Source organism: Cognataquiflexum rubidum (assembly GCF_022538115.1).
GTDB classification, from domain to species: Bacteria; Bacteroidota; Bacteroidia; order Cytophagales; family Cyclobacteriaceae; genus Cognataquiflexum; species Cognataquiflexum rubidum.
The window spans coordinates 1-21,931 of record NZ_JAKZAL010000038.1; the positions used below are offsets into that span (position 1 = coordinate 1).

Consider the following 21,931-nt stretch of genomic DNA (forward strand, 5'->3'; position numbering starts at 1 on the left):
TATTTCGGTCAAAAGCTTTTTGACAGACTCATCATTGCTTCAATTTATCCTTACTGGAATGATTGCGGATAATCATATTGAAATATTAAGGATTTACTTGTTTTGATAAATTTTCAGCCATTTAAGAGGTTTATATAATTGGATACATCTAGAATATGTTGCAAAGAGTGCTATAGGTGATTTCTTGGATGTTTTTGGAATATTGTCTTTTTTGATAAATTGAAAGAGGAATTTCAATGATTTCTTTTAATCAGGATATATCAATCAAAATATACCCAACAACCAATGAACCAAATCATCCAAAAAATTGCGATGGTGCTGTTTGCACTTCTTACTGTCAATTCTTGTCAGCCTAAAAGCAAAAGGATCAATCCTGATCAAATCAGCATAAGTTGGGAACTTGAACAAAACCAAATCTCTCCTGAACAATTTCACCAGGCAAAATTCCTGCTTACCAATAATGGTGACCAACCTTTGAAACCGGATTGGGAAATCTATTTCAACACTATTTTTCTCTCTGTAAATCCCCAGGAGCTAGATTCTTTGGTTTCAATCCAACACCTTTCGGGCGATTTTTTCAGGATCAAACCGAAAGATGGCTTTCCTGTTTTGGAGAAAGGGGAGACTTATTCATTTTCCTATTCTTCTGATAATTTTTTGTTGAAAAACAGCCACACGCCTACAGGACTTTATATAGTTTTTGGCGATAGTGAAGAAGGCCATCCAATAGCGGATTTTACAGCTTCAAGAATCGAAATTCAGGACCAATTGACCGCTGTTGCAGGAAGTAATTTACCGATTCCTGATCCTGCTTTCCTTTTTGAAAGGAACAAAAACCTGAGCCTACTATCCCAAAAAGACTTCAGTCCCATTATTCCCACTCCTAAATCATACAATTGGGGAGTAGGTGAGGTTGTTTTGTCCGAAACAATCTCCATTTATGCAGATGCCGGTTTTGAAATGGAAGCAGAACTTCTAAAAGAAAGACTTTCAACCTTTTTTAAAGGAGAGATTGAAATATCCTCCTCAAAAGATGCGTCTGTTTTAATTCTGAAAGATCCATCCAAAGTTTCTTCGGAAGCTTATGCCTTGAATATTGGTGAAAAAATAGAAATCAGCTCCGGCAATCCAAAAGGAGCTTTTTATGGAATTCAGTCTTTGTTGGCTATGCTGCCCTTGTCTTCTTTTACTTCTCCTGCGGATAAATTAGAGTTACCCAAGATATCAATTGAAGACGAACCGCGGTTTGAATACCGTGGTTTTTTCCTTGATGTTGCACGTAATTTCCAATCCAAAGAAGCCATCCTCAAAATCCTTGACCTCATGGCTTTTTACAAATTGAATGTGTTTCATTTCAATCTGGCCAATGACGAAGGTTGGAGAATTGAAATTCCCGGTTTGCCGGAGTTGACCGAAGTCGGCAGCAAGCGGGGCCATTCCAAAGATGAATTTCAATTCCTATGGCCATATTATGCATCTGGTCCTGATAAAGATAAGTCACCGAATGGCACAGGATTTTATTCTGTGGAAGATTTTAAGCAAATACTCCAATATGCAAAAGAACGCCATATCGAAGTCATTCCCGAAATCGGAGCTCCGGGCCATTCCCGTGCTGCAATCATAGCGATGAGGAAAAGATACCATGACAAGATGAAATCCGGAGATGAAAAGGGGGCTTTAGAATATCTTCTGGAAGATTTTGGGGATCAATCTGAATACCTTTCTGCTCAAAATTTCAGAGGCAATACCATCTGTATCTGTCAGGAATCTGCATTTACTTTTTATGAGAAAGTGGTGGATGAAATTCTGACAATGTATAAGGAAGCGAATGTTCGGATCAGCACATTCCATACCGGAGGGGATGAAGTGCCCAAAGGAGCATGGACGAATTCGCCGGTTTGCGAAAAATTCATTGCTGAAACAGAAGGGATAAATACGAGAAATGACCTTCAAAATTATTTTTATAACCGAGTCAGCAAAATGTTTGAAGAAAGAGGAATCCAAACAGCCGGTTGGGAAGAAATCGGTCAAATGGATATCCACGAAAACGGAAAAGAAGTCATCCGACCCAATCCCGTCTTTGCAAATAAAGGGTTCAGGGCCTATGCATGGAATGCAGTAGCAGGATGGGGTGGAGAAGATATGGCCTACCAATTGGCCAATGCAGGCTATGAAGTGATCATCTGCAATTCGTCGAATTTCTATTTTGACCTTGCCTATAATATGGATCCGGATGAACCCGGGCATCAATGGTCTGGATTTGTGGATACAAAGACAGCTTGGAGAACTGTGCCTTTGAATAATTTTATTTCAAATGAAACCGACATGTATGGCAATCCGATTGATATCGAGACTCTGTCAAAGAATAAAGCCAAGCTGACAGCAGAGGGAAGGGGAAATATCAAGGGTGTTTCGGGTCAGTTGTGGTCCGAAACAGTCAAAGGTCAGGCAATGATGGAATACTACCTTTTACCAAAAATGTTGGGGTATGTAGAAAGGGCATGGTCTCAGGATCCTGAATGGACAGTAATTGCCGACCCTGAAAAAAGGAAAATTGAGATGGAAAAAGAATGGAACAAGTTTGCCAATGCTGTAGGACAAAAAGAAATCCCAAGGTTAGAATACCTTTTTGGCGGTTTTAATGTGCGTTTGCCAAAAGCCGGGGCAACGGTCAAGGAAGGAAAAATCTTTGCCAATTTGGATACACCCGGCCTCACAATCAGGTATACAGTAAATGGCGGTGAACCGACTATCCAATCGGAAATTTATTCAGAGCCGATTCCATTTAAGGGGAATGTCAAGCTGCAGGTTTTTTCCCCACAAGGAAAAAGCGGAGGTATTTCTGAAATCAAATAGTGTTTCCAATCAATAATTCTGTCTTGCGGATTTTCGCGATGGGTAGATATTGCCTTCAAAATCAAGTCTGAATCTCAATATCTTACACAAATGGGATTTGATTGTGACAATCACGATTTATATTTAGAATTGGAAAAATTACCAATAGACAACCGAGTTAGCCCAAAATTTCTTTTATGAAAAATATTTATTTATTGACCAAAAGCTTCTTGTTTCTTTTTGGAATAGGTTTTTTGCATTCCTGTGACTCAAAACCTGAAATTAAAGATTTTGATTTATTGACTGAGGAGGAAAGACACCTTCCCGAAAATGCGCTTTCAGGGATTACTTTTGCGGAAGGTATAGAGGCCAAACTTTTTGCATCGGAACCTACTATAACCAATCCTACAAACATTGACATAGATCATCGGGGAAGAGTGTGGGTATGTGAGGCCTACAATTATCGACCTGCCATCACCGGCAACGATCCCCGTCAAGAGGGAGACCGCATCGTGATATTGGAAGACACTGATGGAGATGGAATCCAAGACAAAAGTACGGTATTCTACCAAGGACCTGAGATCAATGCGCCTTTAGGCATTTGGGTGATGGGAAACAAAGCCATTGTTTCTCAAAGTCCCTATGTATGGATGTTTACAGATACAGATGGAGATGATAAGGCTGATACCAAAGAAATTATTTTTCAGGGAATTTCCGGAGATCAGCATGACCACGGGATGCATGCTTTTGTTTTTGGGCCGGATGGGAAGTTTTACTTCAACTTTGGAAACGCCGGAGCACAGTTGTTGGATAAAAACGGAAATGTCATCGTGGATAAATCCGGGAAGGAAATCAATACCAAGAACTATCAGGAAGGATTGGTTTTTAGAAGCAATACTGATTTTACATATATTGAAGTCCTTGGCCAAAACTTCAGAAACAATTATGAAGTAGCTGTGGATTCCTACGGTACTATGTGGCAATCGGACAATGACGATGATGGCAACCAAGGGGTTCGGATTAATTTTGTGATGGAATATGGGAATTATGGTTACAAAGATGAGATGACCCGTGCAAGTTGGTCAGCCAACAGAACCAATAAAGAAAAGGAAATTCCGCTTCAGCATTGGCACCTCAATGACCCGGGTGTTGTACCAAATCTGTTGCAGACGGGTGCGGGTTCACCTACCGGTATTTTGATTTACGAGGGAAGGTTATTGCCGGAAGTTTTTTGGGATCAGATGATCCATTCTGATGCAGGTCCTAATGTTGTCCGGGCATATCCTGTGAAAAATGTCGGAGCAGGATATTCAGCCGAAATGGTCAATATCATGCACGGGGATAAAAATCAATGGTTCAGACCCTCAGATGTTTGCATTGCTCCAGATGGTTCTTTGTTTGTTTCAGATTGGTATGACCCTGGAGTTGGCGGACATCAAGTTGGAGATTTGAACCGCGGTAGGATTTTTAGGTTGGCTCCTCCAGATAGCGATTATGAAGTCCTTTCCTATGACCTCACTTCCTTGGAAGGAGCATTGGAAGCCCTTCAAAACCCAAACCTTTCATGGCGTTACCAGGCATGGCAGGCTTTACAAAAGCAAGGTTCAAGTGCAGAAGATGGCCTAAATAAAATGTTTGAATCACATGAGAATCCCAGAATGCGTGCAAGGGCTTTTTGGGTTTTGGCCAAAATGGATGGGAAAGGCCCAACTTATGTTCAAAAAGCAATTAACGATCCCAATCCGGATCTGCAGATAGCAGGTTTGAGGGCAGCCCGACAATTGGACATGGATTTTATTCCATTTGCCAAGCAATTGGCAAAAAGTCCAAATGCACAGGTTAGGAGGGAAGTGGCCATTGCGCTGAGGCATCATCCCTCACCTGAAGCGCCAGAAATCTGGGCTGAATTGGCAAGGCAACATGACGGTCAGGATAGGTGGTATTTGGAGGCGTTGGGAATAGGGGCAGACGGGCAATGGGATACTTATTATGCTGCTTGGGAGAATTTGGTGCAGGATCAGGTTTTAGATAATAAATCAAACAAGGACATTGTCTGGAGAGCAAGAACAGGGAAGTCAATTCCCATGTTGGCAACTTTGGCGTCCGATCCTGCTGAATCCATGGACATGCGTTTGAGGTATTTCCGGGCATTTGATTTCAATCCCGATGCTGAAGCCAAGTCGAAGGCTTTGATCGAAATGCTTGAAAAACCAACTCAAGACCAAAAGGAAATAAACAGATTGGTCATTACACATTTGGAACCAAAGTATATCAAAACATCACCGGCTGCGATGACCGCATTGAACGATGTGTTGAAAGAGTCGGAGGGGAAAATTGATTTTGTCGAACTGGTACGAAAATTTGAACTGAAAGACAAAAATCCTCAATTGCTAGAGATGGCACTCGCCAATTATGACAACAATATTGGAAGGTCTGCAGCCACCACGCTGCTTAATCAGGGTGGAGCTCCTTTGGTCCAAAAGGTTTTGAATGGCAAAGACGAAAAGCAGGTTTTTGATATGATCTTGGCTTTGCGCGGTATCGGTTCAAACCAATCAATCGCTATTCTGGAAGAGATGGCTTTTGATAGCAAAAGAAATGTAAATGTCAGAAGAGAGGCTGCGGCAGCTATCGGTGGAAGTTATTCCGGGGAAGAACGGGTTTTGGTTTTGTTGAAAGAAGGTAAATTTCCTGACAATCTAAAAGCCTCCGCAGTAAATGGTGTTAGCCGGGCTTGGAGAAAAAGTGTGAGGACAGAAGCGGCCGGTTATTTGGAAAGTAATGATGCTGCAAATCCATTGCCTCCGATGAATGAATTGATGGCCATGAAAGGTGTTGTTGATAACGGACTTACTGTATTCAAAAATAACTGTGCTGTATGCCATCAGGTCAATGAAATTGGGATGGACTTTGGTCCTAAGCTCTCAGAAATCGGGAGTAAGCTATCCAAAGAAGCGCAATATATCGCCATCATCCATCCGGATGCTGGAATCAGTTTTGGCTATGAAGGCTACATCCTCAAAACCAAAGAAGGAAGTACCTATGGAGGCGTAATCAGCAGCCGAACAGAGACGGACATCGCTTTGAAAATTCCGGGGGGAACGATGGTTAATCTTAAAACTGCGGATGTCGCTTCCATCGAGCAGATGGAAAACTCTATCATGCCATCCGGTTTGGAAAAGGCCATGAGTACCCAAGAATTGGTGGATTTGGTGGAATATCTGATGAGTTTGAAGAAAATGTAATTGTTGATTACTAAGTATGGCTTAAGCCAAAGAATAAACTTTGAGGGCAATTAAATTCTTCCCGGATTTTTGAATTCAATTTTATTGTTTTTCAATTCCCAAAATCAAAATAGCCACGATGCTTAAATCATGGCTATTTCTCTTTATTAGGTGCTGGCTACGTTTATCTTTGAATTGAGATCAATGGTGGTTTTTGAAGCAATATCCATGAGTATCCAATATCAATTAATATCATCTTAATCCTGATTCTTTATTTTATCTTTATGTCCGCAATGATGCCAGTAAAATAGTTATCTATATTAAATCTTGGCTGCAAACTGAAATGTCCGGTATTTCGTCCCGATAGCCATCAGGATTCCGACTTCGGTCTTCCGTCCCACTTGGAGAATAAAATAGGGTTACCGGCAAAGAAGCGCATATCCATATTTTTTTATCTTTTACTTTTCATTTAAACCCTACCTTTGTCAAAAAACACATATCCATGGATTTTTCTTCCCTCGGTCTTTCGCTTAGCATCCTTGACGCCATCAAAAAGGCAAAATACGAAAGCCCTTATCCGATTCAGATCGAAGCCATTCCTGCTATTTTAAAAGGTAAGGACATTCTTGGGATTGCCCCCACCGGATCCGGGAAAACAGCCGCTTATGTGCTACCTATTTTGCAGCAATTACAGCAGACCGAATATATCAAAACACGGAATATCCCTGTCCTGATTTTGGTTCCTACCAGAGAATTGGCCACACAGGTGGAGGAAGTAATCAAAGTATTCAGCAATTTTTTACCACGGAAAGTAAAAACACTTGCGGTTTTTGGCGGAGTTTCTGTCAATCCCCAAATGATGAATATTTATGGCACAGAGATCGTCGTCGCCACTCCTGGAAGGTTGTTGGATTTGGTGGATAAAAATTCCATTTCCCTGTCCAGTCTCAAAGTATTGGTTTTGGATGAGGCGGATAAGATTTTGAATCTGGGTTTCAAAGAAGAAGTGGACGAGATCCTTTCCAAATTACCCAAAAAGAGGCAAAACATCCTTTTTTCAGCCACTATGGAAGAAACGGTGGAGGATCTGATCAACCGGATTTTGCATAATCCCGAAAAGATTTCTGTGGAAGTCGAGGGAATTGCTCCTGAACTGATCGCCCAATCAGCTTATTTGGTACCAATGGAATATAAAGGACCGCTCCTACGTCACTTGATCAAATCAGGCAATTGGAATCAGGTGTTGGTATTTACATCTTCGATCAGAACAGCAGACAATGTCGCAGGGAAGCTCAATAAAAACGGAATTGAGGCTGTTTCTTTTCACGGAGATAAAAGCCAAGGCGCAAGGACAGATGCTTTGACCAAATTCAAAAATGGTAAACTCAGGGTTCTTGTCGCAACGGATTTGGCTTCTAGAGGAATCGACATCAAATTTTTGCCTGTAGTGGTGAATTATGAATTGCCAAGATCCCCAAAAGATTATATCCACAGGATAGGAAGGACAGGACGTGCAGGTTCTGAAGGCGAAGCCATTTCTTTAATTTCAGAAGAGGAAGAGCATCACTTCAAGGTGATTCAAAAAAAGATGGGTAGGAGAGTGGAGTTGATTGATGCTAAGAATCTGGATTTTTAATTCAGTCTTTTAACCATTCCATCCTTTTGGCCCAATCCTGCAGAAAATCCTTTCGGTGTCGATTGACAGTTTTGGCGCCTTGGCGGTTATTTTCAATCAGATCAGGATCGGGATTGTCAGTCCAATAATTTGGGCCATGGTCAGTTTTGATAAATGAACCACCCCAACTTTCCCCTTCGGGATTTTCAATGTCCCCATTTAAAAAATAAAGGACAGAAGGCGTATCACCCATTTTAATGTCCTTTTTCTGCTCCCAAAAGAGCCTTCCCAAATTTCCGTGATCCTTTACAAATGTCTCCACAAAGGTTTGGTTTCCCAAATTTCCACTTTGTTCTCCACCCATATACATGCCCCTAAAGGTTGTATTGTTTTCTATCCACCAAAGATCAGGATGGTTGTTGAAAAGGTAATCCCTTGATTTTGGATCCTGAGCTGTATTCCATGAACCGATTGAATAAACCCTCAGCTTTGATTTGATGGTAGGATCCGAATGGACAGCTTGGGCAACGTCCGTCATTGAGCCCCAAACCAACACGTAAACCGGTCTTTTGCTTTCATTTACCTTTTGGATAATCCATTGAGAACCTTCACTTAGGTTATCAGGTTCATCAGCATGTTGAATTTCCAATGATCCTTGTTTGCTAATGCTTCTGAGGTATTTGGGATCAGGAAATTCTATATTTTTGGCTTTTAATTTTGGAAAATCTTTCTCATACGCTTCTATTGCTTCTAAGATGTTAGATAGCCTTCCTTTTCCGGGTGGTGAACTTATCAGCCCCAACAACTCAAATCGGCCCCCATATACCAGCAGGTGGACCATTGATTGGTAATCGTCCGGATCGTCGCCTCCTATATCAGAGGAGATGATAATCTGAGGTTTTTGCCCATTACTTTCCTGTGAATTTTGGCAATAAGAACTAGTTGAAAGAAAAGTCAATACCAGAAGTAGAAATCTTCCAAAACAAGCCACCAACCCAGATTTTCTACAGTTTAAAACTTTCATGATCTTATAATCTTTAAGGAGAAGGTCAATCCAATTTTGCTTCATGAATCACATTATGGATGAAACGTAGTTTTTCCTTTACATTCAAGTTGATCACAAATGGATATAAATCTTGTAAGCCCATGCTTCTGTTGATACTGTTCATCATAAAAGAGAGTGGCAGCCATTGGTCAAAAATAGTGTCGAAGTTTTTACAGTAATAGGCATTCTCGGTGATTTTGGCAGATTTGACTGAGATGCTTTCATGGACTTTGGGATTGATGGACAAGCCGTAGAAGTAGGCTGTTTCCAAAGTATCCACGATATGCATGTAATGTGCCCAAGTCTCCGCCCAACTTTCCCAAGGATGCATCGTGGCGTAAGCACTGATGAAGTTTTGGTTCCAGTTTGCAGGTGCACCATGTTGGTAATAATGGTTTAGCGCTTCTTGGTAACTGTAAGTTTCATCTCCAAAATTGGACCTAAATGCATCAAGATTATCTGTTCCCCAAATCAGCCTTTCCCAATAGTAATGGCCGATTTCGTGCCTAAAATGTCCAAGAACTGTCCTGTACACTTCATCCATGCTGTTTCTAGCCATTTCTCTTTCCACATCATCCGCTTCAGCTATATTCATGGTGATGAGCCCATTTGCATGTCCTGTCATCACCCTGAATCCGTCCGTCATTGTAGAATCGGATTTAAAGTTAAATGCAAGGCCTTTTTCATAATCCACAGCTTTGGATATGATGGGTAAATCCCATCTTAGCAGAGCGTAAATCAACCTGTGCTTGGCCGATTCAATTTTTTTCCACCTGTCGTAATATTCTTTTTTTGTGATGTCCGGGATGATCCTATTGAGCGAGCAGGCAATACAATATTGCTCACTTACTTCATCAGAAATTACCCAATTGCATACATCAAGGGCTTGGTTTTTGCAAAAACGATATCCTTTTCCTGTGGTTGTCTCTGTGAATTTTTGATCAGGATTTAACTGGAGAGAAACCATCTTGAGATTTTTGGAATCAAATCCTAGAAGGTTGTGGCATTTCAGACAAACAGTATTGTCAAAATAAACGGAATGTCCGCAGTTGTCGCATTGAAAAATCTGCATGGTGTGTTGGCAAAGAAGTTGTTTTTATTTCGAAAAATGAATGATTGAATTTAATGCAATTCAACTTAAAAAGTAAATTTTTATTTATTTGAAAACGGATTTTTAATCTGAATGTAAATTCCACAAACTGAAAGTTTACAACCCCTTAATCTGCCCCTTGTATTTCCGGATAAGGAGCTCATTATGTGCTTCCCCCTTATCGGAATTAGAGCTGCTGAAAATTTCCGGGACGATCCCTCTTTGAATCAGGTTTTCGGCAGCCTGCACCATGATACTTTGCAAAATCACCGCGCCTGCGGAGGTGGAAGTGGCTCCGACCTTAAAATCCAAACCTTCCAATGCCACCGAAGCGTCACCGATCTCTCCGCCATTGTCAAAATACAAGTCAGCGATTTCAAAAAGCCGTTTCCCGGAAGGATGTCGTGAATTGACTGATTGGGTATGTTTCAGGTTGGTAATGACGATGACTTTGGCTCCTTTTTCCTTTGCTATCATTGCCATCTCTATGCTGACCGTATTACGTCCGGAGTTAGAGGAAATGATAAAAACATCTTTTTCCGAAAGGGGAAATTCCTCCAAAAGCGTTGCTGCATATCCTTCTTGCCTTTCCACTTTGGTACTGAAGGAAGCATCTTTGTGGAGCATCAGTGCCTCATCCAAAATAGCTACTACCCGCGCAAAACCTCCGGCCCGATAGAAAATCTCCTCGGCAAAAATATGAGAATGTCCTGTGCCGCTCGTAAAGATAAATCCTTCATTTGCCAGGCAATCGGCTACCCAATCAGCTGCCTGTTCGATTTTTTCTTTTTGGCCAAACACGACCTGAAGCTTGGATTGAACCTGCTCAAAATACCGCTGATAAGCTTTCATATCAATTGATCAGAATTTCATCTACGAATACCCAACCTTTGCCACCCGCTCCCGGGTGCCATTTTGGTAAAGGATTGACAGGAGTGAGTTTTGCTTTAATGGCCAAAATACCATTTTGGTTGATCTTGGATTCATACATCTGAAGCAGCCTGTCGCGGTTTCCTGTGGGTTGCTCGGGTTTTTGTGTATCTACCAACTTCCAATCTGCGTTTTGTGTTTTGATCCAAACTTCCACCTTGGAAGGAGGGAAAATATGCGATCCCTCGGCTGCCAAAGTGCTGAAAGCAATATTTTCGATATTTTGTGGGGATTTGAAATCCATTTGGATTTCAAAAGGAGTATCCTGAAAGCCCAGCCACTTTCCTGTCCCAAAGTCTTCATCTCCTTTTTCAAGGTCAAATAAGGTCAAAGCACCTGACCCTTTATAGGACTTATTGGGTTCAAAGGCAAGTTTGTAACTGTCAGGCTGAATTTTTGACCTGAAAAAAACAGCTTGTTTTTCTGTACTTCCAAGCCATCCCTCAGCAAAAGCCCTTGCCCGCAAGGTGGTGTTTTTGTCTAAACTTATTGGACCTGAATACACCTGATGGTTGCTGCTGTCAGGCAAAGTATTGTCGAGGGTGTAGAAAATTTTCACCGAACCGATAGGATGCTTGAGAGTAACTTCTGCTTTTTCAGTGAAAATTGAATTCTTATACTCGATTTGAGGAGCATTCAATTGATATAAAGTGCCATTATCCTGAAATCCCCCTTCGATTTTTGTATTCGGCAAGTTGGTTTTTAAGGAAGCGATGGCATCCGTGTTTTTATTGGTCCATACATATAGATTCTTCAGCTGACTAAAATCATTAAGGCTTTCAAATGCGGTTTCAGAAAGAGGATTACCACTTAGAGAAAGGTTTTTCAGGTTTTTGAGATTTTTCAGTTCTCCCAAAGTATTCCCTTCAATTCCTGTGAAATTTAGGTTGAGGTCTTCAAGGTTAGGGAAATCAGAAAGTTGTTTGAGGTCCCCATCTTTCAATGGCATATTTTGGAAGCTCAGTTCTACGACTTGTTCTTTGACTTTTTTCAGGTCGGCGATCGAATTAGGGTCGAACTGGTTTTTTCCAAAAAATGTAACCCTCAGACCTGGAGAATCAGGATAAGTAGTTACGACTTTTCTGTAATCATTGTTCAGACCAGCAATGGTTTTGGCACTTGCTGCTTCAAAGGCATAAGATTTAGAATCTTGAGAGGTAAACTTTTCCTTAGCCAAAGCAAAGAATTCACTTTCAGGATTGTATGCTGTCAGTTTTTTGTCAAAATGAGCGGAATCCAAAATCCAGCTTTGGATCAATGCAAGTTCTGTATCTGTCAATTGCGGCTTTCCTTTGGGAGGCATATGGAATTCTTCCTCCAAAGGAATCAGGATATGGACAAGAATCTGGGAATTTTCAAGGTCTTCCATATCTACAGCCGGACCCATTTCGCCGCCTTTTAAGATATATTGGACTTCATCCATTCTCAATTCACCTTTGACTTTTCCGGCTTTATGGCAACTGATACATTTTTGTTGCAGGATGGGTTTGATGACATGGTCGTAGGCCAGGGCTTCCTCGAAACTTACTTGCGGAACATCAATTTCGCTTTGCAAAGGTTCAAAAAGAAAATCCTCTCCATGTGTCAGTGAAGCGCCAAAATGTCCTGTTGCCAAGACCAAAGCCAACACAACCACTGAAAAACCTTTCGCAACTTTCAGTTTGTCTTTCACCCAAAACCAGTACCATAAAGTCCCTAACCAAAACACCAACAAGCCAGTCCATTGGTGGTTTTCAAAATCTTCTTTGACATAGCCGTCTTCCACACTGAGAAAAAGCCCTGCCAAAACAGTGACTCCTGTAAAGAAAAGTGCAGAAAGCAACAACCATTTCAGGGCAACCTTAGAATTGACTCCCAAGGAATCAGGAAACCAAAACAGCAAAGCTGCCAAAAACAACATCACAATGGGGAAATGGAGCAAAAGCGGGTGCATCCTGCCGACAACTTCCAAAAAAGCCGGCAATTGGATATTGTCTTGTCCAATGACAAGAATAAGAATCAATCCGTGAAGGACAATCAGTGAATTTTCAAGAATCGTAAAGATCTTTTGGCTTTTGGGCATACAATATTAAAACTTAAACCAAAATATCTTTTACTACTTTTCCATGAACATCCGTTAACCTGTACCTTCTTCCTAGGTGTTTGTAGGTGAGCCTTTCATGGTCTATTCCCATCAGATGCAGGATAGTGGCTTGGAAATCATGGACATGAACCGGATTTTCTACAATGTTGTATCCAAATTCATCTGTCTCTCCATAGACCATTCCTGACTTGACACCGCCGCCGGCCATCCAAATGGAAAATGCCCTCGGATGGTGGTCACGGCCATAGTTGTCCACTTGGATTTTGCCCTGACAGTAGTTTGTTCTTCCAAATTCCCCTCCCCAAATCACCAAAGTTTCATCTAACAAACCTCTTTGCTTCAGGTCTGTGATCAGCGCTGCTGAAGCCTGATCCACATCCTTTGCCTGACCGACCATCTGATTGGGCAGGTTGTCATGGGCATCCCATCCCTGATGGTAGAGCTGTACAAAGCGAACTCCGTTTTCAGAAAGTTTTCTAGCCAAAAGGCAGTTGGCAGCGTAAGTTCCCGGTATCAAGCAGTCCGGACCATAAAGTTTGATAATGCTGTCAGGTTCGGATTTGATATCAGTGACTTCCGGTACAGCAGTCTGCATGCGGAAGGCCATTTCATATTGTTGGACTTTGGCTTGGATTTCGGGATCACCAAAAGTCTCGTAATTCATATTGTTCAGTTCGGCCAACTTATCCAACATCCTTCTTCTGTCTTCCCTGTTCATCCCTTTGGGATCTTTGAGATAGAGGACGGGATCTTCACTAGCGGAAAATTGAACTCCCTGATGGACGGAATCCAAAAATCCATTGGTCCACAGTTTGGAATATACTCCCTGTCCGTTTCCTTTTCCTCGGCTCAAAAGCACACAAAAGGAGGGTAGGTTGCTGTTTTCACTTCCAAGTCCATAACTCAGCCAAGCTCCCATACTTGGGCGGTTGCCCACTTGTGCACCTGTTTGAAAGAATGTCAAGGCAGGATCATGGTTGATGGCTTCCGTATGCATGGACTTGATGATACAGATGTCATCCACTACTTTGGCCGTATGGGGGAATGCCTCAGAAATCCAGGCCCGGGATTCCCCATATTGGTTGAATTTGAAGAAAGAACCTACCAGCGGAAAAGAGCTTTGTCCGGCTGTCATGCCTGTTAGCCTTTGTCCAGCACGGATGGAGTCGGGTAGTTCCTGTCCGATCTGTTGGTTTAGCAAAGGCTTGTAATCAAATGTCTCCAACTGAGACGGTGCACCGTTTTGAAAAAGGTATATCACTCTTTTTGCCTTCGGAGCAAAATGAGGCAAAGCTTCCATCAAGGCATCTTCACCACTTTTGCCTTTGAACAAATCAGGAATCAATAGACTTCCCAAAGCAATACTGCCCAAACCCAAACTGACTTTTGAAAGAAACTTTCTCCTGTTCTCGTTTAATCCGTGTTCAAATTGTTCTTTTTCCATCTCAAATTTTGGTTATTGCTTCTTCAAGGTTATACATCGCCAAGATCACCTGCATCATTGCGGCGGTGTTTGGGGTTATTTTTTCTTCTTTGATTGGGTATTCACCTACTCTGAATAAGTCATCTGCGGATGCTTGGTCTTTGCTGAATCGTGACAATTCTTCTTCGAAATAGCCGGAAAGTATGTCCAATTCCTTCGTATTTGGAGCCCTGCATAAGATTTTCTTGAAAGCCTCTTCTATGGCTGTTTCAGGCTTGGATTCTTTTGTAGTTAGCTGACTTGCCAATACCCTTGAAGCTTCCATCACCAAAGGGTCATTCATCATGACCAATGCCTGAAGCGGGGTGTTGGTCCTTCCTCTGTTTACTTCACATTGGTCTCTGTTTGACCCATCAAATATGATCGGCATCGGAGGGGGTGAAGTGAGCTTGATAAAGGTGTAAAGGCCTCTTCTGTAAAGCTTTTCTCCTTTGTCCTGTTTGTAGGTTTTAAGTTCTCCTCGACCGGATGTGGCTGCTTCCCAAAGCCCTTCAGGCTGATAAGGCTTCACGCTTGGCCCACCTATTTCAGGTACAAGCAGGCCCGAACTCGCCAAAACCAAATCCCTGATATTCTCGGCAGGCAATCTCAATCTAGGTGACCTAGCCAGATAAATATTGTCAGGATCTGTATTCAAATGCTTCTTGGTGACTTTCGAAGACTGCATGTACGTGGCAGAAGTCATTATTTTCTTAAGCAAGCGCTTAACATCCCAATCATTTTCCATGAAATCAACAGCAAGCCAATCCAAGAGCTCGGGATGGGAGGGAAGATCTCCCTGCATCCCAAAATCACCCGTAGACTTGACAATGCCCACGCCGAAGATCTCCTGCCACATCAGGTTGACAAAAACCCTCGCAGTAAGCGGGTTGTTTTTGTCTACGGTCCACTGGGCAAGTCCAAGTCTGTTTTTGGGCAGATCATCAGGAAAGGAGAAAATACTTTCAGGCGTATTGGGACTGACAGGCGTGGTCCGCGCGTCGTATAAGCCACGGTTAAGAATATAAGTAGTCCTTAAGGTATCCAATTCATCCATTACGGAGACCATCAATTTGCTTGTATCCTGATGGTTGATAAATGTGAGGAGTTCGTTGATATCGTCTCTTTCTATCCAAAGGATCGGAGTTTTGGCAGGTTTGGACTGGGAGACGTCGCCTTCATATCCTTTTTCGGGAGTATTGTTAAAAAAGGCAAACATCTCATAGAAGTTTTTCTGCGAAATCGGATCGTATTTATGGTCGTGACATTGTGCGCATTCCATGGTGATTCCGAGGATTCCCTTGCTGAATGTGTTGGACTTGTCAAGGACATATTCGACCCTGTATTCCTCAGGAATGACACCGCCTTCTTCTGTGTATTTATGATTTCTGTTGAAAGCCGTCGCTAAAATCTGTTCTTTGGTTGCATTTGGAAGCATATCACCTGCAAGCTGCCACGTAATGAATTGGTCATAAGGAAGGTTTTTATTGAATGCATGGATGACCCAATCCCTATAAGGCCATTGGGTTCGGATATTATCATCCTGATAGCCATAGGAATCCGAATACCTCGAGATATCCATCCAAAGAACAGCCATTTTCTCCCCAAATGTGGGCAGGTTCATGATTTTGTCAACAGCTTTTTCGTAAGCTTCAGGGCTGTCGTCTTTTTCAAAGGAATTGATCATTTCAGGGGTCGGAGGCAGACCTGTAAGGTCAAGGCTTACCCTTTTGAGTAATTCGTGCTTTTCTGCCTGATCATTTGGATTCAAGCCCAATTTGTTCATTTTGGCCAAAGTGAAATAGTCTATTTCATTTCTAGGCCATTCTTCGTCTTTGATTTTGGGTAATTCGGCTTTTTTGGGACTTACAAAGGCCCAATGCGGTTCATACTGCGCCCCCTGTTCGATCCATCTTTTGATCAGGTCTATCTCACTTTCGGTCAGAGAAAGATTTGACTCAGGAGGAGGCATCAATTCGTTGGGATCGGTACTGACTATGCGGTGGTAAAGTTCTGAACCGTTAAGGTCATTGGGAATGATGGCAAATTTTCCGGGGCTTTCTTTCAAGGCAGCATAGGCAGTCTCAGGAAGATCCAATCTCAAACCTGCTTCTTGCTTGTTGGCATCAGGCCCATGACAGGCAAAGCACTTGTCTGAAAGTATCGGTCGGATATGGAAATTATAACTTAATTGCTCACCTTCACCAAAGCTGACTTCGGGAGAATTGCTTGGTTTACAAGCTACAAAAAGGTAGAGAAGCAGAAAGAGAAAGGGACTGAAGTACTTCATGGTTATCTTTGGCTTTATTCTATTCGGGTCAGTAATTTCGTAAAAAAATTAATAAACTTCAATTTCTTATTCTAAATTTTTATAAATAGACAGAATAAATTAATTAAATGGATATTAGAATTGCGGCTTTAAATAAGCTTTCTCTAATATCCTGATTTTTCTCTGATTTTTTGTTCCCTGTTTAAATTCTATCTTTAGCCCAAGAACAAATTTTTAAACATGAGTGAATTATCGGCCATTCCAATGAGAAGTTGGGTACAGATTCCAAAAGATTCAGATTTCAGCATTTATAACCTGCCATTTGGGATATTTCAGACCAAGAGGATTTCTCCGAGGGCAGGCATTGCAATCGGAGACAAGATTGTGGACTTGGCAGTATTGCACGAGGAAGGTTTTTTTTCCGACATGACGCAAATGTCTCACGGGGTTTTCCAAAAAGATACATTGAATGACTTCATTGCTTTGGGTAAGGCCACTACCAAAAGGGTCAGGGAAAAAGTACAGGAACTGCTCAAAGAAGAAAACGGTGCACTGCGCGACCATCAGAGTCGTGGAAAAGCCATCGTTAGCAGGAGTGAAGCACAGATGTTGCTTCCTGTCAAAATCGGAGATTATACCGATTTCTATAGCAGCCTCGAGCATGCGACCAATGTAGGAAAGATGTTTCGTGATCCTGAAAATGCGCTTTTACCCAATTGGAAACACCTGCCCGTTGGATACCATGGAAGAGCGTCTTCTATAGTGCCTTCCGGTACGCCTATCATCAGACCCAAAGGTCAGTTCAAAGATCCGGACATGGAGAAACCTGAATTTGGGCCGAGCAAGAGATTGGATTTTGAATTGGAAATGGCTTTTGTCATCGGTAAACCTACCAAAATGGGAGATAGTGTCAGTACCGAAGATGCCGAAGATTACATCTTTGGTATGGTGCTGTTTAATGATTGGTCGGCACGGGATATCCAAGCTTGGGAATATGTGCCATTGGGCCCTTTCCTTGGTAAAAATTTCGCGTCAAGCATTTCTCCTTGGATCGTGACTTTGGAGGCATTGGAACCGTTCAGAGTTTCCGGACCCAAGCAGGAACCGGAAGTATTGCCTTATCTTCAATATAAAACTAACCATGCTTTTGATATCAATTTGGAGGTTTTGATCCAACCTGAGGGACTCAAAGCCACCAAGGTCTGTACTTCCAATTTCAAGTACATGTATTGGAATATCGCCCAACAGCTTGCCCACCATGCTATCAACGGCTGTAATATCAATGTCGGAGACATGATGGCATCGGGAACGATCTCGGGCCCGACCGAAGACAGCTTTGGTTCCATGCTTGAACTTTCATGGAAAGGAACAAAACCGGTATTATTGGAAGAAGGAGGCGAACGCAAATTTATCCAAGACGGAGATTCCGTTATTATGAAAGGCTTTGCCGAAAAAAATGGAATCCGTGTTGGGTTTGGGGAAGTGGAGGGAAAAGTTTTGCCTGCGAAATAAGATTTCTTGAAAAGTAAAAAAAGAGGCTGTCTCCTTTTTGGGACAGCCTCCTTTTAATTTTGAATTAGTTTATATTTTGAGTTTCACTTTTCCAAATTTTCAAGGCAATTAAACAATATTGGTGGACTTTTTATTCCTTCAATCCTAACCCGATCATTATTTGATAGGCTTTAAATTTATGGCCATATACAAATCTGTTATTGCTTAAAAGCTCATCTTCATAAACCATAAATACTGTTCTTGACATTGCAAAAGATCCTAATTTTGACCATTTATTGAAATCCATTTCTCGATCCCAAAATGTTTTATGGCTGAATAATTTTGCTAAGTCAAAATAAATAATTTTATGGTCCAATGGTGGTCCTGAGACATGTTGAATAATTAAATGAAATTCCGGTTCAGAATACCCATCTCTCCAATAACTCATAGTATAGAATGTGCTATCAGGAAAATTAGTGTCCTTAGAAAACTTATTAAATCGATCCCTAAAATCATTGTCTCGGTGATTTCTATCAAATATAACGACTAGGGTATCCGAAGCATTTTCCAACCGAGGATGATACTTGATAATCGTTTGGCCATTTAAATTTTGTGCCATCATAAAGATTAAACAATATAAAATTATTCGCATGACTTCCTCCCAACTTTCGCTATTTCCATAAAATCTTCAATTTTTTTTGAACAGGACTTTTCATATGAGGGACGTTCACATATATCCTCCAAAAACCCGGTGAAGAAGGATTTCCAATTTCATTGAAATCCTTATCCAAAACAGCTTTTTACCATGGTGATTTGAAGAAATTGTTTTTAAATATTAACATTTAAGGTGAAAGGAAAAAATTATTTCCAATTTTTATCCATTGGACATTCTTCCTTTACCAAAACTTCATTTCATCCCCTCATATTAAATCTTATTTTTGCAGCGCATATCTTTTAAAACCTACCTGAGATGAATCACATCAATCCCACCACCACACAAGCTTGGTCCAAACTCCAAAAATTGGCTTATGCCAATAAGGATACCCATATCAAAAACCTATTTGCTGACAGTTCCCGCTTCGAAAAATTCTCCATCAAGCTTGAAGATATCTTGGTAGACTATTCCAAAAACCGTTTCGACGATAACATATTTTCTGAATTGCTTGAGCTTGCCAAAGAAACAGGCCTGAAAAAAGCCATCGAAGCGATGTACTCGGGTGAAAAAATCAACGGCACCGAAGGGCGCGCTGTGTTACATACCGCATTGCGAAACCGTTCCAATTCACCCGTCTATTTTGAAGGAAAGGATTTGATGCCTGACATCAATGATGTTTTGGCACAGATGAAAGGTTTTGCAGATCAGGTTTCCAATGGAACTTGGTTAGGATATACCGGAAAGCCCATCAAATCCCTCATCAACATCGGAATCGGAGGCTCGGATTTGGGTCCTGTGATGGTGACTGAAGCTTTGAAACCTTACCAAAACCCCGACTTGGAGATTTTCTTTGTTTCCAATGTGGACGGAACACACATCGCGGAGACTTTGAAGAAAGTGGACGCAGAGACGACTTTGTTTTTTATAGCATCCAAGACTTTCACCACTCAGGAAACCATGACCAATGCCCATTCAGCGAGGAATTGGTTTTTGGAACATGCCAAAGCTGAAAATGCAGTTGCCAAGCATTTTGTGGCCTTGTCCACCAATGCCAAAGCAGTCACGGAGTTCGGCATTGATCCTCAGAATATGTTTGCTTTTTGGGATTGGGTAGGAGGAAGGTATTCCCTTTGGTCGGCCATCGGATTGCCCATAGCCTGTGCGATTGGATTTGACAATTTTGAGAAATTGCTTGCCGGTGCACACAGCATGGACCTGCATTTTAGAAATGCTGATTTTGACAAGAATATTCCGGTGATCTTGGCCTTGATCGGATTGTGGAATACTAATTTTTTGGGTGCGACTTCTGAGGCAATCCTGCCTTATGACCAATATATGCACCGATTTGCCGCATATTTCCAACAGGGAAATATGGAATCCAATGGAAAATATGTGACCCGGGATGGCCAAAAGGTCAATTACAGCACGGGACCGGTGATTTGGGGAGAATCGGGAACCAACGGTCAACATGCTTTTTACCAGCTGATCCATCAGGGGACGCATTTGATTCCTTGTGACTTTATTGCTCCGGCGATTTCCCATAATCCCATTTCTGACCATCATGTGAAGTTGCTTTCCAATTTCTTTGCTCAGACTGAGGCCCTGATGAATGGGAAGACCCTTGAGGAAGTAACTGCCGAAATGACCAAAGCAGGAAAACCGGAAGCGGAAATAGCCAAAATCGCTCCTCACAGGGTTTTTGAAGGAAACCGTCCTACCAATTCTATTTTGGTAAAGCAGCTTACTCCATACACTTTGGGACAATTGGTGGCGATGTATGAGCACAAGATTTTTGTGCAGGGAGTGATTTGGAATATTTACAGCTTTGACCAATGGGGTGTGGAGTTGGGGAAAGTTCTGGCCAATGCCATCCTGCCCGAACTGGTTAGTGAAAATAAAGTAAGCAGTCATGATGCATCCACAAACGGATTGATCAATGCTTACAAAGAAATGAGAGGGTAGGGAAAAAGTAAGAAGTTTGAAGTGAGAAGGATCAGACCTTCGAGGTTTTTTGGAACCTCGAAGGTCATTTTGTTTTAGGGTAATTTTTTCAAAAGGTTTCTTTTATATCCTGTTTGTTCCCTTCCACATACCCATCAATCCTAAGGTCGGACCAAGTCCCAAAACCGGAAATAAATAGATGGGATCAATGTGGAGGGAAAGGAAATTGAGGAGCTGAATGCTGATGATCGTGATGCCAAAGCCGACACTGTTGACGATTGTCAGGGAGGTTCCCCGTGTTGCCTCAGGGGCATTTTGGGCGACCATGGTCGAAAACATCGGTGAATCCGCCGTGACCGCCAATCCCCAAACCATTAAAAATACCAACAGCACTTCCTGAGAATCTTGAAAAATAAGCAAGGGAGAAATAAAGCAACAGATCCCCGATATGGCAAGTGCAAAGGAAGCTATTGCTTTTGGAGTGAATTTTCCAGACAATATTCCCGCAAAACTGCACGATAGTGCACCGACAGCGATAATCGTAAACGACCAAAACGCAGCATCCAATTCCATTTCATGGGTTGAATTATAATACTGAAGGATGAAGGGTAAAAAAGCCCAAAATGCGTAGAGTTCCCACATATGGCCAAAATATCCGTAGGCTGCGGACCGGATGGGTTTTGTATGAAAAACCTTAAAGAAAGAAGTGAAGTCGAATCCATGGCTTTTCTTTCTATAGGGTCCGTTTGGTACGAGGGCAACGATCGTAAACCCACCGATCAAAGCCAAAACTGAAGTGGCGTCGATTACATTTCTCCAGGGAAGCGGATCCAAAAAGCTCCTTACCAGGTGGGGAAAAGCTGTACCCAAACCCAAAGCCCCAATTAAAAAACCCAAAGATTTGCCAAGACCTTTTTGAAAATAATCCGAGGCGATTTTCATCCCTACCGGATAAATCCCTGCAAGAAAAAAACCTGTTCCAAATCTGAAAAGCAGAATTTCCAAGGCACTGATATCCTCGATCCGGATAGCAAAGTTAAATGCAGAGGCTACCACTGAACTCCAAAAAAACACCCAAGATGGGGAGAATTTGTCTGCGACAGTCAGAATGGAAAACACCAAAGTACCTGCGATAAATCCAAACTGCACTGCACTTGTCAGATGGCCAAGGTATTCTGGGGCAAGTTTGATTTCCTTTGCGAGATCGGGTAATACCGCATTTCCTGCAAACCAAAGCGATGTACTCAAAAACTGTGAGAGGACAATCAGCGGCAGGATTTTTTTCATCTAC

Annotated in this window: 13 protein-coding genes; 5 read left to right on the top strand and 8 right to left on the bottom strand. The window is 41.9% G+C overall.

Going from position 1 to position 21,931, the window contains the following annotated elements; all coding sequences use genetic code 11:
• Positions 1-285: 285 nt before the first annotated feature.
• The 3 genes from MMU05_RS22420 to MMU05_RS22430 all read left to right on the top strand — a co-directional run bounded on the left by MMU05_RS22420 (position 286) and on the right by MMU05_RS22430 (position 7,695).
• Positions 286-2,856 carry a family 20 glycosylhydrolase gene (locus MMU05_RS22420; protein WP_241143892.1) on the top strand — a complete coding sequence of 857 codons (2,571 nt, stop codon included), beginning with the start codon at positions 286-288 and terminating at the stop codon, positions 2,854-2,856.
• 176 nt (positions 2,857-3,032) lie between these two features.
• Positions 3,033-6,080 (top strand): PVC-type heme-binding CxxCH protein, encoded by a 3,048-nt coding sequence (locus tag MMU05_RS22425; protein ID WP_241143893.1) that lies wholly within the window; start codon positions 3,033-3,035, stop codon positions 6,078-6,080.
• A gap of 481 nt (positions 6,081-6,561) precedes the next feature.
• On the top strand, positions 6,562-7,695 hold the full coding sequence (locus MMU05_RS22430; RefSeq protein WP_241143894.1) for a DEAD/DEAH box helicase: 1,134 nt from the start codon (positions 6,562-6,564) through the stop codon (positions 7,693-7,695).
• 1 nt (position 7,696) lies between these two features.
• Here the strand turns inward: MMU05_RS22430 and MMU05_RS22435 are convergent, their stop codons facing one another.
• The 6 genes from MMU05_RS22435 to MMU05_RS22460 all read right to left on the bottom strand — a co-directional run bounded on the left by MMU05_RS22435 (position 7,697) and on the right by MMU05_RS22460 (position 16,574).
• A complete protein-coding gene (locus MMU05_RS22435) occupies positions 7,697-8,698 on the bottom strand; it encodes a DUF1593 domain-containing protein (protein WP_241143895.1) in 1,002 nt (333 codons plus the stop codon).
• 25 nt (positions 8,699-8,723) lie between these two features.
• Positions 8,724-9,791, bottom strand: a complete 1,068-nt coding sequence (locus MMU05_RS22440) for a zinc-binding metallopeptidase family protein (RefSeq protein WP_241143896.1) — start codon at positions 9,789-9,791, stop codon at positions 8,724-8,726.
• 135 nt (positions 9,792-9,926) lie between these two features.
• Entirely contained in the window at positions 9,927-10,661 is a 735-nt protein-coding gene (locus MMU05_RS22445; protein WP_241143897.1) for a sugar isomerase domain-containing protein, read from the bottom strand.
• 1 nt (position 10,662) lies between these two features.
• A complete protein-coding gene (locus MMU05_RS22450) occupies positions 10,663-12,801 on the bottom strand; it encodes a chitobiase/beta-hexosaminidase C-terminal domain-containing protein (RefSeq protein WP_241143898.1) in 2,139 nt (712 codons plus the stop codon).
• Between the two features lie 13 nt (positions 12,802-12,814).
• On the bottom strand, positions 12,815-14,266 hold the full coding sequence (locus MMU05_RS22455; protein ID WP_113924669.1) for a DUF1501 domain-containing protein: 1,452 nt from the start codon (positions 14,264-14,266) through the stop codon (positions 12,815-12,817).
• 1 nt (position 14,267) lies between these two features.
• Positions 14,268-16,574 carry a PSD1 and planctomycete cytochrome C domain-containing protein gene (locus MMU05_RS22460; RefSeq protein WP_241143899.1) on the bottom strand — a complete coding sequence of 769 codons (2,307 nt, stop codon included), beginning with the start codon at positions 16,572-16,574 and terminating at the stop codon, positions 14,268-14,270.
• Positions 16,575-16,817: 243 nt separating this feature from the next.
• Between MMU05_RS22460 and fahA the strand changes: the two genes are divergently transcribed.
• Positions 16,818-18,065, top strand: coding sequence for a fumarylacetoacetase (gene fahA, locus MMU05_RS22465; RefSeq protein WP_241143908.1), 1,248 nt, complete (start codon positions 16,818-16,820; stop codon positions 18,063-18,065).
• A gap of 130 nt (positions 18,066-18,195) precedes the next feature.
• On the opposite strand, the gene MMU05_RS22470 is transcribed toward fahA, so the two are convergent.
• Positions 18,196-18,666 carry a hypothetical protein gene (locus tag MMU05_RS22470; protein ID WP_241143900.1) on the bottom strand — a complete coding sequence of 157 codons (471 nt, stop codon included), beginning with the start codon at positions 18,664-18,666 and terminating at the stop codon, positions 18,196-18,198.
• Between the two features lie 348 nt (positions 18,667-19,014).
• Between MMU05_RS22470 and pgi the strand changes: the two genes are divergently transcribed.
• Positions 19,015-20,661, top strand: coding sequence for a glucose-6-phosphate isomerase (gene pgi / locus MMU05_RS22475; RefSeq protein ID WP_241143901.1), 1,647 nt, complete (start codon positions 19,015-19,017; stop codon positions 20,659-20,661).
• 102 nt (positions 20,662-20,763) lie between these two features.
• Here the strand turns inward: pgi and MMU05_RS22480 are convergent, their stop codons facing one another.
• Positions 20,764-21,927, bottom strand: coding sequence for an MFS transporter (locus MMU05_RS22480; RefSeq protein ID WP_241143902.1), 1,164 nt, complete (start codon positions 21,925-21,927; stop codon positions 20,764-20,766).
• Between the last annotated feature and the right edge of the window lie 4 nt (positions 21,928-21,931).

Coding starts and splice junctions, on each gene's coding strand:
- MMU05_RS22455 (WP_113924669.1), bottom strand. CDS start 14,266: ATGGAAAAAGAACAATTTGAACACGGATTAAACGAGAACAGGAGAAAG.
- MMU05_RS22480 (WP_241143902.1), bottom strand. CDS start 21,927: ATGAAAAAAATCCTGCCGCTGATTGTCCTCTCACAGTTTTTGAGTACA.
- MMU05_RS22420 (WP_241143892.1), top strand. CDS start 286: ATGAACCAAATCATCCAAAAAATTGCGATGGTGCTGTTTGCACTTCTT.
- MMU05_RS22440 (WP_241143896.1), bottom strand. CDS start 9,791: ATGCAGATTTTTCAATGCGACAACTGCGGACATTCCGTTTATTTTGAC.
- MMU05_RS22425 (WP_241143893.1), top strand. CDS start 3,033: ATGAAAAATATTTATTTATTGACCAAAAGCTTCTTGTTTCTTTTTGGA.
- pgi (WP_241143901.1), top strand. CDS start 19,015: ATGAATCACATCAATCCCACCACCACACAAGCTTGGTCCAAACTCCAA.
- fahA (WP_241143908.1), top strand. CDS start 16,818: ATGAGAAGTTGGGTACAGATTCCAAAAGATTCAGATTTCAGCATTTAT.
- MMU05_RS22435 (WP_241143895.1), bottom strand. CDS start 8,698: ATGAAAGTTTTAAACTGTAGAAAATCTGGGTTGGTGGCTTGTTTTGGA.
- MMU05_RS22460 (WP_241143899.1), bottom strand. CDS start 16,574: ATGAAGTACTTCAGTCCCTTTCTCTTTCTGCTTCTCTACCTTTTTGTA.
- MMU05_RS22470 (WP_241143900.1), bottom strand. CDS start 18,666: ATGATGGCACAAAATTTAAATGGCCAAACGATTATCAAGTATCATCCT.
- MMU05_RS22450 (WP_241143898.1), bottom strand. CDS start 12,801: ATGCCCAAAAGCCAAAAGATCTTTACGATTCTTGAAAATTCACTGATT.
- MMU05_RS22445 (WP_241143897.1), bottom strand. CDS start 10,661: ATGAAAGCTTATCAGCGGTATTTTGAGCAGGTTCAATCCAAGCTTCAG.
- MMU05_RS22430 (WP_241143894.1), top strand. CDS start 6,562: ATGGATTTTTCTTCCCTCGGTCTTTCGCTTAGCATCCTTGACGCCATC.